Origin of the sequence: Acidovorax sp. 107 (assembly GCF_003058055.1) — a bacterium.
Lineage (GTDB): Bacteria > Pseudomonadota > Gammaproteobacteria > Burkholderiales > Burkholderiaceae_C > Acidovorax.
Window position 1 is genome coordinate 2,803,884 of record NZ_QBTZ01000001.1, and the last position, 13,550, is coordinate 2,817,433.

Below are 13,550 nucleotides of genomic sequence, written 5' to 3' on the forward strand. Positions count from 1 at the left end.
CAAACACCGACGCCAGCGCCCGCCGACCCTGTCGCTGGCCGCCTGGAAGCAGTTCATGGGCGTGGCCCGACCCTATTGGGCAGGGGACAAGAAGCGCACCGCATGGGGACTGCTCGCGCTGCTGATCGGACTCATGGTGTGTGAGACGCAGCTTGCGGTGATGTTGATCGACAAGACGGGGGAGATGACATCGGCACTGGCGGCCAAGCAGGCCGACCGCTTCTGGTCGGCGGTGCGCACCACCCTGGTGGTGCTGGCGTTCGCCGTACCGGTATACGCCTTCTACTACTACATGCGCGACGCGTTCTCCAACCACTGGCGGCGCTGGCTCACCTACCGCTTTCTGGACGGCTACCTGAGCGAGCGCAAGTACTATGAAATTGGTGCGGGCAGCGACATCGACAACCCCGACCAGCGCATCAGCGAAGACATCAACACCTTCACGGGCCGGTCCACGCACTTCCTGCTGATCTTCCTGGGTTCGCTGATGCAGCTGGTGGCCTTCAGTGCGGTGTTGTGGTCCATCTCCAAGACCCTGGTGGCCTTTCTGGCCGTGTATGCCCTGCTGGGCACTTTCGGGGCGCTGTACCTGTTTGGCGCGCCACTCATTCGGCTGAACTTCTGGCAGATCCGGCGTGAGGCAGATTTCCGGTTTGGACTGATGCGGCTGCGCGAAAACGCCGAATCCATTGCCTTCTACAGCGGCGAGCCGCAAGAACGCGCCCAGATCGACAACCGGTTCGAAGCTGCCTTCACCAACTACGCGCGGCTCATCAAGAAGCAGCGCTCGCTCAACCTGTATCAGCGCTCTTTCAGCCAGCTCACGCTGGTGTTGCCCAGCATCCTCCTGGCCGACGGCGTGCTGTCGGGCGAGCTGGAAGTGGGGCGGGCCATCCAGGCTGCTGGTGCGTTCGCGGCTGTGCTGGGCGCCATTTCACTGATAGTGGACAACTTCGAGAGCCTGAGCCGGTTTGTGGCGGGCATCGACCGGCTGCACGCACTGTCGCAGGTGGTGCTCAAAACCCCTGCCGCACCCACCCCGTGGGCAGAACCTAGCGCGGGGGGCAAAACGGCGGACGATTTGCCGATGCGCGATGCGTCCCCCGGCACCACCGAGCCGCCCCCGCAAATCATCACCCGCATTGGCGACACATTGGCCATTGAGGACCTGTGCCTCTACACCCCCCAGTTTGGTCGCCTCCTGGTGCGTGACCTGTCGCTTCAGCTGCAGCCCGGCGATGCACTGCTGATCACAGGCCCGAGTGGCAGCGGCAAAAGCTCTATCCTGCGTGCCATTGCCGGCTTGTGGCGCACGGGCACCGGCACCGTGCAGCACCCGCCCCTGCAAGACGTTTTCTTCCTGCCCCAACGCCCCTACATGCAGATCGATACGCTGCGCAGCCAGATCATCTACCCGAGCAGGCAGACCGGGTTGAGCGATGAGCGCTTGCTCGAGTTGCTGCAGGAAGTGCAACTGGAATCACTGGCAGAGCGCGTGGGTGGGCTCAACGCGTCGCACGATTGGGAGAAGCAGTTGTCCATCGGTGAGCAGCAACGCCTGGCCTTTGCCCGGGTGTTGGCGCGCCAGCCCAGCATTGTCATCCTCGACGAGGCGACCAGCGCGCTGGACAGCGCCAACGAAACCGCCCTTTATGAGCGCCTGCGCGCGAGCGGCACCACCCTGATCAGCATTGCCCACCGCCCCGCCGTGCTCAAGCACCACACGCATGTGCTGGAAATCAAGGGCGAAGGCGCGTGGGCGCTGCACGCCGCTGCAGACTTCAGGTTCGATGGCTGAGCGTCAAACGCCGGCGGGCGCCGATTCCTCTGCGCGCTCAAGCACCAGTGCCGTCGCCACATGGGCATCCAGCGTGAGCAGCCGCTTGCGCATGCAGATCACCGCCTTGTCCTTGCTCAGCAAGATGGCGCGGTGCGCGGCGGCCAGATCGATGAATTTCTGGTCGTCGGCGTCCTTGCACACATAGGTGACGCGCGGCGCCACATCCATCAGAAGCGCCTGCGCATCAAACGCCGCCAGCACCTGCGCCGCATCCACCCGGTAGTAGTCCATGCGCGCCACGATGTGTGGGTAGGCCAGCACGCGCTCCAGCTCGTCGCGCATGACCTGCGTGGCGATCCATGACAGGCGACCTTGGGCCAGCAGGGTGCGCAGCGGAACGGTGCGTGGGTCGCTGAAGATCAGCAGGTCGAGCGCGACGTTGGTGTCCACCACCACGGGGCGTACGGGCTCGCCCGCCGCCGCCTCGGCAGGCAGGCTCAGTTCGACCTTCATGGTGCGCCGTTGCCAGCGTCGTGATCAGCGGATGGCTTGGCAGGACGTTCGCGCACCGCACCCTTGATCATGTCGAAGCGGAACATGCGGCATTCGATGGGGCCGTTCCACATGGGCACGCGGCGCGATTCCTTCAGGCGCATCTTGCCGGGCAGCTTGAGGTCGGGCGTGAGCATCCAGGCCGTCCAGCCGCTGTAGTTCTTCTTCCAGTGCGTGGCCAGCTGGCTGAAGAACTCGCCGCCGTCTTCGGTCTGCGCCTCTTCGCGGCCCACGGCCAGGCCCTGGGCGCGGTCGGCCGCGCGCTCACTGGCGTTGCGGCCTGCGCTGCCTGCGGCCGCAATGCGCTCGCCATAGGGCGGGTTGAGCAACATCACGCCGGGCTGCTCGCAAGGCGGCATGCGCTGCAGGGCGTCGCCACCGCGCAGCTGCACGGCCTCGGCCACGCCTGCGCGCTCGGCGTTGCGCTGGGCAAAATCGACCATGCGGAAGGCCACATCACTGCCAAATATGGGTACAGCGCTAGTACAAATTGCGCTTTCAGCTTCGTTTTTGATAGCAGACCAGACGTGCGCCTGGAAGGGCAGTAGCTTTTCAAACGCAAAGCGCCGCAGCATGCCCGCGGGGATGCGGCAGGCGATCTGCGCCGCCTCGACCACGATGGTGCCGCTGCCGCAGCAGGGGTCGTACAGGGGCAGGGGGTTGTCGCCATGCGGGTCCCAGCCGCTGGCAGCGATCATGGCGGCGGCCAGGGTTTCCTTGAGCGGTGCGTCGCCCTTGTCCTCGCGCCAGCCGCGCTTGAACAGCGGCTCGCCCGAGGTGTCGATGTAGAGCGTGGCCTCGTCGGTGGTCAGGTGCAGGTGGATGCGCACGTCGGGCCACTGGGTGTTCACATCGGGGCGCACGCCGCTCTTGTGGCGGAAGCGGTCGGCCACGGCGTCCTTCACCTTGAGGCCCGCGAAGTTCAGGCTCTGCAGCGGGCTGTGCTGGGCTGTCACCTCGACCTTGAAGGTCTGGCGTGTGGTGAACCAGATCTCCCAGGCCACGTCGCTGGCCATTCCGTACAGATCGTTCTCGGAGCGGTACGGGCGGTGCGCAAGTTGCACCAGCACGCGCTGCGCCAGGCGGCTGTGCAGGTTGAGCTGCATGGCCTGGCGCCACGAGGCGCGCAGCAGCACGCCACCCCGGCCCACCAGCAGGTCTTGCCCCGTGAGGCCGGTGATGCCATGCACCTCGTCGGCCAGAAAGCCCTCGACGCCCGCAGCGCAAGGGAGGAAAAGTTGGAGTTGGTTCATGTCGATGGGGAGGATACGCGCTCGGGCAACGTGTGGGAACCCGGCGTGCCGGCGCGCGCCAGCAGCAACTGGCGGATGGATTCAGGGATAGCCGCCACCTTGCGGTCGGCCTTGCCAATGAAGACGATGCCGATCTTGCCGCGCGCCACCTCGCGGCCCGAGGTCTTCTCGGTCATGCAAAAGACCAGGTCGAACCCATAGCGGTTGAAGTCGGCCGGCGCCATCTCCACGCGCATGGTTTCGCCGTGGAAACCTTCGGACTTGTACTGCGCCACGATGTCGCCCACGACGATGGACAGGCCGCCCACGTCCGCCTCGGGGTAGCCCAGCGACTGGAAGAAACGCACGCGCGCTTCGGACACCAGGCTGAGCAACTGCGCGTTGTCCAGGTGCCCGCCCTGGTTCACATGGCTGATGTAGATCTGCAGCTCGGTGGCAAAACCGAAGTGCGCGGGGAGGTCGAAGACGATGCGGGCCATGGTGGGCTGCGGTGGGTAATACGGAAACAACAGAAAAGACTACGGCGGCGCTGGCGGGCAGTGCGCCACCTGCCGAGCGTCTACAAAGCCTTGCGCAAATTCGCCGGCGCGATCTTGAGCGCCTCGCGGTACTTGGCCACGGTGCGGCGGGCGCATTCGATGCCCTGCTCCTTGAGCATCTCGGCGATCTGGCTGTCGGACAGCGGCTTGGCCGGGTTTTCCGCCGACACGAACTGCTTGATCAGTGCGCGCACGGCCGTGCTCGATGCATTGCCGCCCGTTTCGGTGCCCAGGCCGGAGCCAAAGAAGTATTTCAGCTCGTAGGTGCCGATCGGCGTGGCCATGTACTTGGCGGTGGTCACGCGGCTGATGGTGGACTCGTGCAGGCCCAGTTCGTCAGCGATGTCGCGCAGCACCAGCGGGCGCATGGCCAGCTCGCCGTGGGTGAAGAAGTTCTTCTGCCGCTCGACGATGGCGCGCGAGACACGCAGGATGGTGTCAAAACGCTGCTGGATGTTCTTGATGAACCAGCGCGCCTCCTGCAGGCGCTGCTGCATGCCCTGGTGGCCCTCGCCGCCCTTGTGACCGCGCAGCGCGCCGGCGTAGATGTCGTGCACACGCAGGCGGGGCATCACATCGGGGTTGAGGCTGACGATGAAGTTGTGCTGGCCATCGCGGCCGTTGGCACGCCCGGCTTTGCGCACGATGACGTCGGGAATGATGATGTTGCGCTCAACATCGGCAAAACGGCGGCCAGGGCGCGGCTCCAAGCGGGCGATCAGGGCCATGGCGGCGCGCGTGCGCTCCTCGCCATCGCCACACAGCTGCGTCAGGCGGCGGATGTCGCGGCGGGCCAGCATCTCCAGCGGCTGCTGGCAGATGCGCAGCGCGGTCTGCACGGCGTCGGGGTCGGCATCGCTGTCTTCGTCGGCCGCCAGGGCGGTGAGCTGCAGCGTCAGGCATTCGGCCAGGTTGCGCGCGCCGACGCCCACAGGCTCCAGGCTTTGCAGCAGCCTTTGGGCCACCGTGAAGCGATGTACCAGTTCTTCGATCTGCTCCAGGTCGTCGGGCCCGGCGAGGCTGATCGCCAGCTCTTCGAGAGGCTCTTCCAGGTAACCGTCGTCGTTCAGCGATTCGATGAGAAAACGCAGTGCGGCCGTGTCCACGTCAGACAGCCGCAGCGACAGCGCCTGGCGGTGCAGGAAGGCCGTGAGCGATTCGTGCGAGCGCGCCAGTTCGGTGGCGTCGGCCTCGTCGCCCTCGGCGCCGTTATGGGTGCGGGCGGGGGCGTCGCCGCCCCACTCGGCATCATTGGGCACCATCTCGACGGTGCCGTCGCCGCTCCAGTCGGGCTCGTCGGTGCCTCCACCGGAGATTTCAGCATCATTTTGGCTTTCAGTGCTGGTGCTGCTTGCGCTGGCAGCTCCTGAAAACATAGCATCATCGGCACTGTAGTCGTCGGCCTGTGCGGGCGTGTCGGCGGCTTCCAGGCCAAACTCCTCACGCGGGGCTTCGTCGGCATTGCGTTCGAGGAACGGGTTTTCGTCGAGCATCTGCTCGACTTCCTGCGACAGTTCGAGCGTGGACAACTGCAGCAGCCGGATGGACTGCTGGAGCTGAGGGGTCAATGCAAGGTGCTGCGAGACGCGCAGCGACAGTCCAGGCTTCATCACATGCGGAAATGCTCGCCCAGGTACACCCGGCGCACTTCGGCGTTGTCCACGATCTCGGAGGGCGTGCCCTGGGCCAGTACGCGGCCGTCGCTGATGATGAAGGCGTGGTCGCAGATGCCCAGCGTCTCGCGCACGTTGTGGTCGGTGATGAGCACACCGATGCCCCGCGCCTTCAGGAAGCCGATGATGCGCTGGATCTCGATCACGGCGATGGGGTCGATACCGGCGAAGGGTTCGTCCAGCAGGATGAAACGTGGCTGGGTGGCCAGGGCGCGGGCAATCTCGACGCGGCGGCGCTCGCCGCCCGACAGCGCCAGGGCGGGCGAGGCACGCAGGTGGTCCACGCGCAGCTCCTGCAGCAGGGCTGTCAGGCGCTCTTCGATGGCATCGCGCGACAGCGGCTGGCCGTCATCGGCGCGCTGCAGTTCCAGCACGGCGCGCACGTTTTCTTCGACAGTGAGCTTGCGGAAGATGGAGGCTTCTTGCGGCAGGTACGACAGCCCCAGGCGCGACCGGCGATGGATGGGCATGTGGGCCACCGATTGGCCATCGATGCGGATGTCGCCCGCATCGCTGCGCACCAGGCCCACGATCATGTAGAACGACGTGGTCTTGCCCGCGCCATTGGGCCCGAGCAGCCCCACCACCTCGCCTTTTTGCACCACCAGCGACACATCCTTGACGACCTTGCGGCTGCCATAGGACTTGGCCAGGTGCTGCACCTCCAGGCGGCTGCCCGACTGCGAATCAGGCCCCAGGCGGCCACCCGCCTGGGTATCAGGACCGGTACTCACCACAGGCCCGCTCACTTGGCGCCGCCGCCAAGGCTGCTGCTGGGGCGCAGCGCCGGTGCGGGCGCGTCGGGCGCAGGGGCCGGGGCTGCCGCACCGGGCGGCGGGTCCTTGGGCGCCAGCACGGCGCGCACACGGCCACCGGGCGCGGGGGTGTCGCCTGCCGCAGCCGAAGACGCGGGCGCCTTCTGGCCGTCCACGGTGAACACGTCGGTGAGGTTGTTGTAGACGATCACGGCGCCGGTGATCTCATCGTTCAGCACCGACCCACGGTAGCGGCGCAGTTCGGCGCGGGTGATGAAGCGCACGTTGTCGGCCTTGCCGTCGTACTCGATGACTTCGCTCTCGCCTTCGATGAACTCGTCCGGCGCTCCGGTCACGGTGTCGCGCTTCTGGCGGAAGAACGCCCGTTTGCCCGCCTCGGCCGTGACCACGCCGTACTGGTAACCGTCGGCGTCCTGGCGCACATCCAGCCGCGCGCCGCGCAGCACGATGGTGCCCTTGGTCATCACCACGCGGCCCGAGAACACGCTGGTCTGCTTGAGTTCATCGTGACGCAGGGCATCAGCCTCGATGTTCATGGGCTTGGCACGGTCGGCCTTTTCGGCGTGTGCCACGCCCGCAAGGCCAGTCAGGGCTGCGAGCAACAGGAGGGGGAGTAGGCGTTGGGTCATAGGGCACGAATCTTGCAATGATTGTAGCCACCCGATGGTACCCATCCCGAAAAAAAGCCCGCATCAGCGGGCCTTTGGGACAGCTTGCCGACAGGGTCGGCAACTCGTCAGGCTTTGCGCGCCGTCGATGCCAGGTATTCGACCACTTGCAGCACCGTCTGCATGCTGCCAGCCATCGTGCCGTCGGTGTAGTACTTGCCTGCCACACCCATGGATGGCACGCCCTCGACGCCGTACGAATCCTGCAGCTGCGAGGCGCGACGCACCTGATTGGCCACGCTGAAGGAGCCGTAGACCTCCTTGAACTTGGCGGCGTCCACGCCCTGCTGGGTCACCCAGGCCAGGATCTCGTCGTCCTTGGCGAGCTTGACTTTTTCCACATGGATGGCGCGGAAGACCTTGGCGTGCAGGGCGTCGAGCTTGCCCATGCCTTCGAGCGTGTAGTACAGCTTTTGCTGGGGCACAAAGCTGGCATTGAACGCCACGGGCACGCGGCGGATGGAGAGGTCCTTGGGCGCGGCCTTGACCCAGGCGTCCAGCGAAGGCTCGAAGGCGTTGCAGTGGGGGCAGCTGTACCAGAAGAACTCGATCACATCGACCTTGCCAGCGGGGGCATCGGGAGCGACGGGCTTGTCCAGCCGCTTGAAGTCCTTGCCCTCCTTGAACTGGCGGGCTTGCGCCATGGCGGGGTTGGCCACTGGCAGCGTCAGGGCAGAAGCGGCAACCGCCGAGGCGGCGGACAAAGAAAACTCACGGCGTTTCATGACAAAGACTCTCCTGGTTCAGGTATGCGGGATGTGAGACATCCCTTTACAAAAAGTTCAGCCCTGGCGTTGGTGCCGTTTTGACAGGCACTTCAGCGCTGCACGCGCACGAGCGCCGATTCCAGCCCGGCGCCGTCGAGTTTCTCTTTGAGCACCTCGGCATCGTCACGCTTGGTGAAGGGGCCGATGCGCACCCGGAACACCGCCCGGCCATTTTGCTCACGCTCGCTCACGCGGGCCTCCCAACCCAGCATGGCCAGCTTGGCGCGCTGGGCGTCTGCGTCGGCCTGGGTGCGAAAGGCGCCTGCCTGCACAAAGTAGTCAAACGGGTCCGCGCTGCCCTTGGCCGCTGCCTTGGCCACGGCCAGATCGCCCAGGGGGTCGGCACCCGGCTTGCTCTCGGCCTTGGCTTCGGCTTTCGCGTCTGGCTTGCTTGCGGCGGGCTTGGCGGCCGATGCGGCGGCGCGCACCTCAGGGGCCGGTGCCGATGCAGGGGTTGACGCAGCCGCGGCCACCGGGGGCGCGGCGGGGCGGGCCGGGTTCTTGCCATACAGCGGCGAATTCGGGTCCCAGTTTTTGTTTTTCTGGGATTCGGCCGCGTCCATGTCCGCGCCGCGGCCGTTGCCCTTGTTCAGGAACGGCACCGGCACCTTGGTCACGTACACCGCCACGGCCAGCGCCGCGCCCAGGCCCACGATGACCCCGATGATGAAGCCGACAATGGTCCCGCCCGTCTGTTGCTTTTTCATATTGGTAGTAACTGCTTACATTCTGGCCGGAGCCGACACGCCCAGCACAGCCAAGCCATTGTGCAATACCTGGGCGGTGGCAGCGACCAGCGCCAGGCGCGCCTTCTTCACCACCTCGTCGTCCACGAGGATGCGCTCGGCATCGTAGTAGCTGTGGTAGCTGGCGGCCAAGTCGCGCAGGTAGAAGGTCACGTCGTGCGGGGCTTCGCCGTCGGCAGCGGCCGTGAGCATCTCGGGGTACTTGGCCAGTTGCAGCATCAGCGCTTGGGCCTGGGGGCCTTCCAGCGCCGACAGGTCCACGTCCTGGAGCGACGCCACGTCGCCACCACCCGCCTCTTGCCAGGCGCGCAGCACCGACTGGATGCGGGCATGCGCGTACTGCACGTAGTACACCGGGTTGTCGTTGTTCTGCGCCACCGCTAGGTCCACGTCGAAGGTGTACTCGGTGTCGGGCTTGCGAGACAGCAAGAAGAAACGCACCGCGTCCTTGCTGGTCCACTCGATCAAATCGCGCAGCGTGACGTAGCTGCCCGCGCGCTTGCTGATCTTGACCTCTTCGCCGCCCTTGACCACGCGCACCATGGTGTGCAGCACGTAGTCGGGGTAGCCCTGCGGAATGCCCACGTCGGCCGCCTGCAGGCCGGCGCGCACGCGGGCAATGGTGCCGTGGTGGTCGGTGCCCTGGATGTTGACGACCTTGGTAAAGCCGCGCTCCCACTTGGCGATGTGGTACGCCACGTCGGGCACAAAGTAGGTGAAGGTGCCGTCCTGCTTGCGCATGACGCGGTCCTTGTCGTCGCCGTAGTCGGTGCTCTTGAGCCACAGCGCGCCGTCCTGTTCGTAGGTCTTGCCGTTGGCGATGAGCTTGTTCACCGTGGCCTCGACCCGGCCGCTGGTGTACAGGCTGGACTCCAGGTAGTACTCGTCGAACTGGAGGTTGAAGGCCTGCAGGTCCTTGTCCTGTTCATTGCGCAGGTAGGCCACGGCAAACTGGCGGATGTTGTCGTAGTCGTCTACATCGCCATTGGCCGTGAACTCGCGGTCGTCGGCCTTGACGGTGGCCTTGGCCTTGAAGGCCTCGGCAATGTCGGCGATGTAGTCGCCGTTGTAGAAATTCTTGGCCAGCGGGTTGTCGCTGTCGGTGGGCCAGCAGTCGTCGCCGGGCTTGAAGCCCTTGGCGCGCAGCTGCGTGCTCTTGGTGAGGGTGTCGATCTGCACGCCCGCGTCGTTGTAATAGAACTCGCGGTGTACCTTCCAGCCCTGGGTGCTGAACAGGTTGCAGATGGCATCGCCCAGCGCCGCTTGGCGGCCATGGCCCACGTGCAGCGGGCCCGTGGGGTTGGCCGACACGAACTCGACCAGCACCTGCTGGCCGTTGCTGGCCTGATAACCGAAACGTTCACCGGCCGTCAGCACCTCGCGCACCACTTCCTGCTTGGCAGCGGGTTGCAGGCGGATGTTCAGAAAGCCCGGGCCCGCGATTTCAATGGCGGACACCCAGCGTTGAAAGGCTGGCGTGGCTTCGAGCGCAGCCTTGAGCTGCTCGCCCAGGGCGCGCGGGTTGAGCTTGAGCGGCTTGGCCAGCTGCATGGCCGCGGTGCAGGCAAAATCGCCATGGGCCGCTACCTTGGGAGATTCAAAGGCTGCCTTGGCGCCAGCGCCGGGAGACAGGTTTTCCAGCTCGGCTGCGAGCGCAGCGAGCAATTCATTTTTGGCTGTGAGCATCGGCGGATTTTACGGGCCCGCCAGCGGCGGGGCGCCAGACGCGCCGCCACGGGGCATCCCGCAGCCAAAGGCACAATGGGCCACCGTGCCCTTTCACCCGGAGATTGCACATGCCGCCCCCACCCATCTTGCTCTACCGGCGCCGCTGGACCCTGGTGTTTCAGGTGCCTTTTGTGCTGCTGATGACGATGTGCCTGGCGTTCTCGCTGTATTGGGCGTCCGTATCGAACGACCGGCTGCTCACGGCCATCTGCCTGTGTGCCGCGTTCGTCTCCTTCTGTGTGGGCGGAACCCTGGGCCGGTCCGCTCTGGAGGCCTACCGGGAGCAAGACCCGGCAGTGGTCATTGACGCCACCGGCATCACCGATCTGCGCCAGGACGACCCACACACCGTGCCCTGGGAAGCCATGGAACGTGTGCACTTGGACGACTACGAAGGCGTGATCCTGGTCAAGTTGCGACCCGGCCACAAGGACTCTGCCCTGGGCGTGATCATCAAGGCGCTCAAACGCTGGCAGCAACGGGGTGATGTGGTGTTTGCCCTCGGCGGGCTGGCGCACGACCCCCGGCAGATCCAAACGACACTGAAAGCCTTTCACGCAGCAGCGGCCTCCAAGCCCCGCACAAGGTTGTCATGACTTGTGCGCGTTGTCGCACGCCGTGTTCTATGGTGCAATGCCATCGGGACCCCCCATAACGCATTCACACCAGGAGATTCCATGAAAAAGCTTCTTTCCCTGACTGCACTCGGCCTGGCCCTGTCACTGGGCTTTGGTGCTCACGCCGCCGAAGACGCCAAGGCGCCCACCAAACAGCAATCGAAAATGGCGACCTGCAACAAGGACGCTGGAGAAATGAAAGGTGACGAGCGCAAGGCCTTCATGAAGACCTGCCTGAGCAACAAGCCCGCCACCCAGCAGGACAAGATGAAGACCTGCAACGCCGATGCCAAGACCAAGACCCTCAAGGGCGACGAGCGCAAGGCCTTCATGAGCGAGTGCCTAAAGAAGTAAGTTCACGCGCAGTGCGCCGCCACTGGCGCACCCGACAAAACAAAAAGCCCGCCGGCAGCAAGCCGGGCGGGCTTTTCTTTTGGGGAAATTCGGGGGAATTCGCGCTTACCAGCCGCGCGCCCAGAACACCGCAATCATCGCCACCACCGGCAACACATGCGACTGGATCATCACTAGGCGGCGCACCCGCGAGACTTCCTGAGCGGGTGGCAGGGCGCCGGTGCTGCGCAGGTTCTGGCGCCAGCGGCGAAAAGCAGCCGATGGCACAAACGACAGCACCACCATGGCCAGCACCAACGTGATCTTGATGTGGAACAGGGGCTGCGACAGGTACCACGAAGCGCCCTTCACGCCCCAGATCAGCCGGGCCAGCCCACTCCCAAGCATCACTGCCCCGGCCACACCGCAGATCACATCCAGCCGGGCCAGGCGCTCGATCACGGCGGCGTTGAGCCATTCGATACGGCACAGCGCGGCCTGGCTCGACAGGAAAACCACAAAGGTCAGGATGGCCAGAAGGTGAAAGGCGGCCAGGATGGCTTCGAGGGTCATGGTGAGGATTCCTTGTAGTGCCCCAGGCTTTTGAGCCGCGCCAAGCGCTCATAGAGCCGTCAGGCAGGGCCGCCATTGTGCTTGATGGCGGTGACTCGACACTACCCGCAAAAAAAGCGGCGCGGGCCCGAAGGCCCGCGCCGCTGGGGTCTCTATTGCGCAGGTACCCGCGCTCAGGCCACGGTGCGTGCCATCGTTGTCACAGGTACGTCCGCCGACACCACAGGCGCAGAAGCGGCAGATACCGCGAGCGGCAGTGGATGGCCGTTCATCGCTGCGTCCAAACGTTCGTGATCCAGCGCGTTTTCCCAACGCGACACCACCACCGTAGCCACGGCGTTGCCGATGAAGTTGGTCAGCGAACGGCATTCGCTCATGAAACGGTCCACGCCCAGGATCAGCGCCATGCCGGCCACGGGCACTTCGGGCACCACGGCCAGGGTGGCAGCCAGGGTGATAAAGCCCGCGCCCGTCACACCCGCTGCGCCTTTGGACGACAGCATGGCGACGAGCAGCAGCGCCACCTGGTGGCCCAGCGTCAGTTCGGTGTTCGTGGCCTGGGCGATGAACAGCGCGGCCAGCGTCATGTAGATGTTGGTGCCGTCCAGGTTGAACGAGTAGCCCGTGGGCACCACGAGGCCCACCACCGACTTGCTGCAACCGGCCTTTTCCATCTTTTCCATCAGCGATGGCAGGGCGGATTCGGACGACGAAGTGCCCAGCACCAGCATCAGCTCGGCCTTGAGGTAGCGGATCAGCTTGAACACCGAGAAGCCACAAAGGCGCGCCACCAGGCCCAGGATCACCACCACAAACAGCAGCGAGGTGATGTAGAACGAGCCCACCAGCCACGCCAGGTTGACCAGCGAGCCCAGGCCAAACTTGCCAATGGTGAACGCCATGGCGCCAAACGCGCCGATGGGAGCGGCCTTCATCACGATGCCCACCACCTTGAACACGGGGGTCGTCAGCGCGTCCAGAAAGTTCAGCACCGGCCGGCCTGCCTCACCCACCATCGCCAGGCCCACGCCGAACAGCACGGCCACCAGCAGCACCTGCAGGATGTTGTCGCCCACGAACGGACTCACCAGGGTCTTGGGGATGATGTCCATGGCAAAGCCCGTGAGCGTCATCTCATGCGACTTGGCCACATAGGTCTTCACCGCCGTCTGGTCCAGGTCGGCCACGTTGATGTTCATGCCTGCGCCGGGTTGCACCACGTTGGCCACCACCAGGCCCACCACCAGGGCCAGCGTGGAGAAGAACAAAAAGTACGCCATGGCCTTGCCAAACACGCGGCCCACGGTGGAGAGCTGCGACATGCCCGCGATGCCGGTCACGATGGTCAGAAAGATCACCGGAGCGATGATCATCTTGACCAGCTTGATGAACGCGTCGCCCAGCGGCTTGAGCGCCTCGCCATAGGCGGGCTCGAAATGGCCCAGCAGCACGCCCAGAACGATGGCGAACACCACCTGGAAGTACAGTTGCCGATAAAAAGGCAGCTTCAAGGTTGAGGCTGCGGGAGCGGAATGGTTGTGCATG

General features: G+C 65.1%; 14 protein-coding genes. 3 read left to right on the forward strand and 11 right to left on the reverse strand.

Going from position 1 to position 13,550, the window contains the following annotated elements:
* Window positions 1-55 precede the first annotated feature (55 nt).
* Window positions 56-1,798: an ABC transporter ATP-binding protein/permease gene (locus C8C99_RS13160; protein WP_108627152.1), complete on the forward strand. Its 1,743-nt coding sequence runs from the start codon at window positions 56-58 to the stop codon at window positions 1,796-1,798.
* Between the two features lie 3 nt (window positions 1,799-1,801).
* On the opposite strand, the gene C8C99_RS13165 is transcribed toward C8C99_RS13160, so the two are convergent.
* The 9 genes from C8C99_RS13165 to argS all read right to left on the reverse strand — a co-directional run bounded on the left by C8C99_RS13165 (window position 1,802) and on the right by argS (window position 10,440).
* Window positions 1,802-2,293 (reverse strand): putative toxin-antitoxin system toxin component, PIN family, encoded by a 492-nt coding sequence (locus tag C8C99_RS13165; RefSeq protein ID WP_108625972.1) that lies wholly within the window; start codon window positions 2,291-2,293, stop codon window positions 1,802-1,804.
* Window positions 2,290-3,585, reverse strand: a complete 1,296-nt coding sequence (locus C8C99_RS13170; RefSeq protein ID WP_108625973.1) for a class I SAM-dependent RNA methyltransferase — start codon at window positions 3,583-3,585, stop codon at window positions 2,290-2,292. Before C8C99_RS13170 ends, C8C99_RS13165 begins: the two co-directional genes overlap by 4 nt.
* On the reverse strand, window positions 3,582-4,064 hold the full coding sequence (locus C8C99_RS13175) for a thioesterase family protein (protein ID WP_108625974.1): 483 nt from the start codon (window positions 4,062-4,064) through the stop codon (window positions 3,582-3,584). The genes C8C99_RS13170 and C8C99_RS13175 overlap by 4 nt, the downstream gene beginning before the upstream one ends.
* Window positions 4,065-4,144: 80 nt before the next feature.
* Window positions 4,145-5,734: an RNA polymerase factor sigma-54 gene (locus C8C99_RS13180; protein WP_108625975.1), complete on the reverse strand. Its 1,590-nt coding sequence runs from the start codon at window positions 5,732-5,734 to the stop codon at window positions 4,145-4,147.
* The gene (gene lptB, locus C8C99_RS13185) at window positions 5,734-6,531 is read right to left on the reverse strand and encodes an LPS export ABC transporter ATP-binding protein (RefSeq protein WP_108627153.1); all 798 of its coding nucleotides are present in this window, start codon (window positions 6,529-6,531) and stop codon (window positions 5,734-5,736) included. The genes C8C99_RS13180 and lptB overlap by 1 nt, the downstream gene beginning before the upstream one ends.
* Before the next feature lie 11 nt (window positions 6,532-6,542).
* Complete coding sequence (gene lptA, locus C8C99_RS13190) at window positions 6,543-7,202, reverse strand: lipopolysaccharide transport periplasmic protein LptA (RefSeq protein ID WP_108625976.1); 660 nt, start codon at window positions 7,200-7,202, stop codon at window positions 6,543-6,545.
* Window positions 7,203-7,309: 107 nt separating this feature from the next.
* Window positions 7,310-7,966: a thiol:disulfide interchange protein DsbA/DsbL gene (locus tag C8C99_RS13195; RefSeq protein ID WP_056647739.1), complete on the reverse strand. Its 657-nt coding sequence runs from the start codon at window positions 7,964-7,966 to the stop codon at window positions 7,310-7,312.
* A gap of 92 nt (window positions 7,967-8,058) precedes the next feature.
* A complete protein-coding gene (locus C8C99_RS13200; RefSeq protein ID WP_108625977.1) occupies window positions 8,059-8,715 on the reverse strand; it encodes an SPOR domain-containing protein in 657 nt (218 codons plus the stop codon).
* A gap of 15 nt (window positions 8,716-8,730) precedes the next feature.
* Complete coding sequence (gene argS, locus C8C99_RS13205; RefSeq protein WP_056647733.1) at window positions 8,731-10,440, reverse strand: arginine--tRNA ligase; 1,710 nt, start codon at window positions 10,438-10,440, stop codon at window positions 8,731-8,733.
* A 110-nt stretch (window positions 10,441-10,550) separates the two neighbouring features.
* Here argS and C8C99_RS13210 point away from each other — a divergent pair, with 110 nt between their 5' ends.
* Complete coding sequence (locus C8C99_RS13210; RefSeq protein ID WP_108625978.1) at window positions 10,551-11,078, forward strand: hypothetical protein; 528 nt, start codon at window positions 10,551-10,553, stop codon at window positions 11,076-11,078.
* 81 nt (window positions 11,079-11,159) lie between these two features.
* Window positions 11,160-11,453, forward strand: a complete 294-nt coding sequence (locus C8C99_RS13215; protein WP_108625979.1) for a PsiF family protein — start codon at window positions 11,160-11,162, stop codon at window positions 11,451-11,453.
* A gap of 105 nt (window positions 11,454-11,558) precedes the next feature.
* On the opposite strand, the gene C8C99_RS13220 is transcribed toward C8C99_RS13215, so the two are convergent.
* Both C8C99_RS13220 and C8C99_RS13225 read right to left on the reverse strand, forming a co-directional pair.
* Entirely contained in the window at window positions 11,559-12,005 is a 447-nt protein-coding gene (locus C8C99_RS13220) for a DUF2214 family protein (protein WP_108625980.1), read from the reverse strand.
* A 173-nt stretch (window positions 12,006-12,178) separates the two neighbouring features.
* Window positions 12,179-13,549, reverse strand: coding sequence for a dicarboxylate/amino acid:cation symporter (locus C8C99_RS13225; protein WP_056647722.1), 1,371 nt, complete (start codon window positions 13,547-13,549; stop codon window positions 12,179-12,181).
* Between the last annotated feature and the right edge of the window lies 1 nt (window position 13,550).

What these genes read in the sequence shown, in the direction of transcription:
- C8C99_RS13225 (WP_056647722.1), bottom strand. Translation starts at nt 13,549, where the DNA reads ATGCACAACCATTCCGCTCCCGCAGCCTCAACCTTGAAGCTGCCTTTT.
- C8C99_RS13195 (WP_056647739.1), bottom strand. Translation starts at nt 7,966, where the DNA reads ATGAAACGCCGTGAGTTTTCTTTGTCCGCCGCCTCGGCGGTTGCCGCT.
- C8C99_RS13210 (WP_108625978.1), top strand. Translation starts at nt 10,551, where the DNA reads ATGCCGCCCCCACCCATCTTGCTCTACCGGCGCCGCTGGACCCTGGTG.
- C8C99_RS13200 (WP_108625977.1), bottom strand. Translation starts at nt 8,715, where the DNA reads ATGAAAAAGCAACAGACGGGCGGGACCATTGTCGGCTTCATCATCGGG.
- C8C99_RS13180 (WP_108625975.1), bottom strand. Translation starts at nt 5,734, where the DNA reads ATGAAGCCTGGACTGTCGCTGCGCGTCTCGCAGCACCTTGCATTGACC.
- argS (WP_056647733.1), bottom strand. Translation starts at nt 10,440, where the DNA reads ATGCTCACAGCCAAAAATGAATTGCTCGCTGCGCTCGCAGCCGAGCTG.
- C8C99_RS13215 (WP_108625979.1), top strand. Translation starts at nt 11,160, where the DNA reads ATGAAAAAGCTTCTTTCCCTGACTGCACTCGGCCTGGCCCTGTCACTG.
- C8C99_RS13165 (WP_108625972.1), bottom strand. Translation starts at nt 2,293, where the DNA reads ATGAAGGTCGAACTGAGCCTGCCTGCCGAGGCGGCGGCGGGCGAGCCC.
- C8C99_RS13220 (WP_108625980.1), bottom strand. Translation starts at nt 12,005, where the DNA reads ATGACCCTCGAAGCCATCCTGGCCGCCTTTCACCTTCTGGCCATCCTG.
- C8C99_RS13175 (WP_108625974.1), bottom strand. Translation starts at nt 4,064, where the DNA reads ATGGCCCGCATCGTCTTCGACCTCCCCGCGCACTTCGGTTTTGCCACC.
- lptA (WP_108625976.1), bottom strand. Translation starts at nt 7,202, where the DNA reads ATGACCCAACGCCTACTCCCCCTCCTGTTGCTCGCAGCCCTGACTGGC.
- C8C99_RS13160 (WP_108627152.1), top strand. Translation starts at nt 56, where the DNA reads ATGGGCGTGGCCCGACCCTATTGGGCAGGGGACAAGAAGCGCACCGCA.
- C8C99_RS13170 (WP_108625973.1), bottom strand. Translation starts at nt 3,585, where the DNA reads ATGAACCAACTCCAACTTTTCCTCCCTTGCGCTGCGGGCGTCGAGGGC.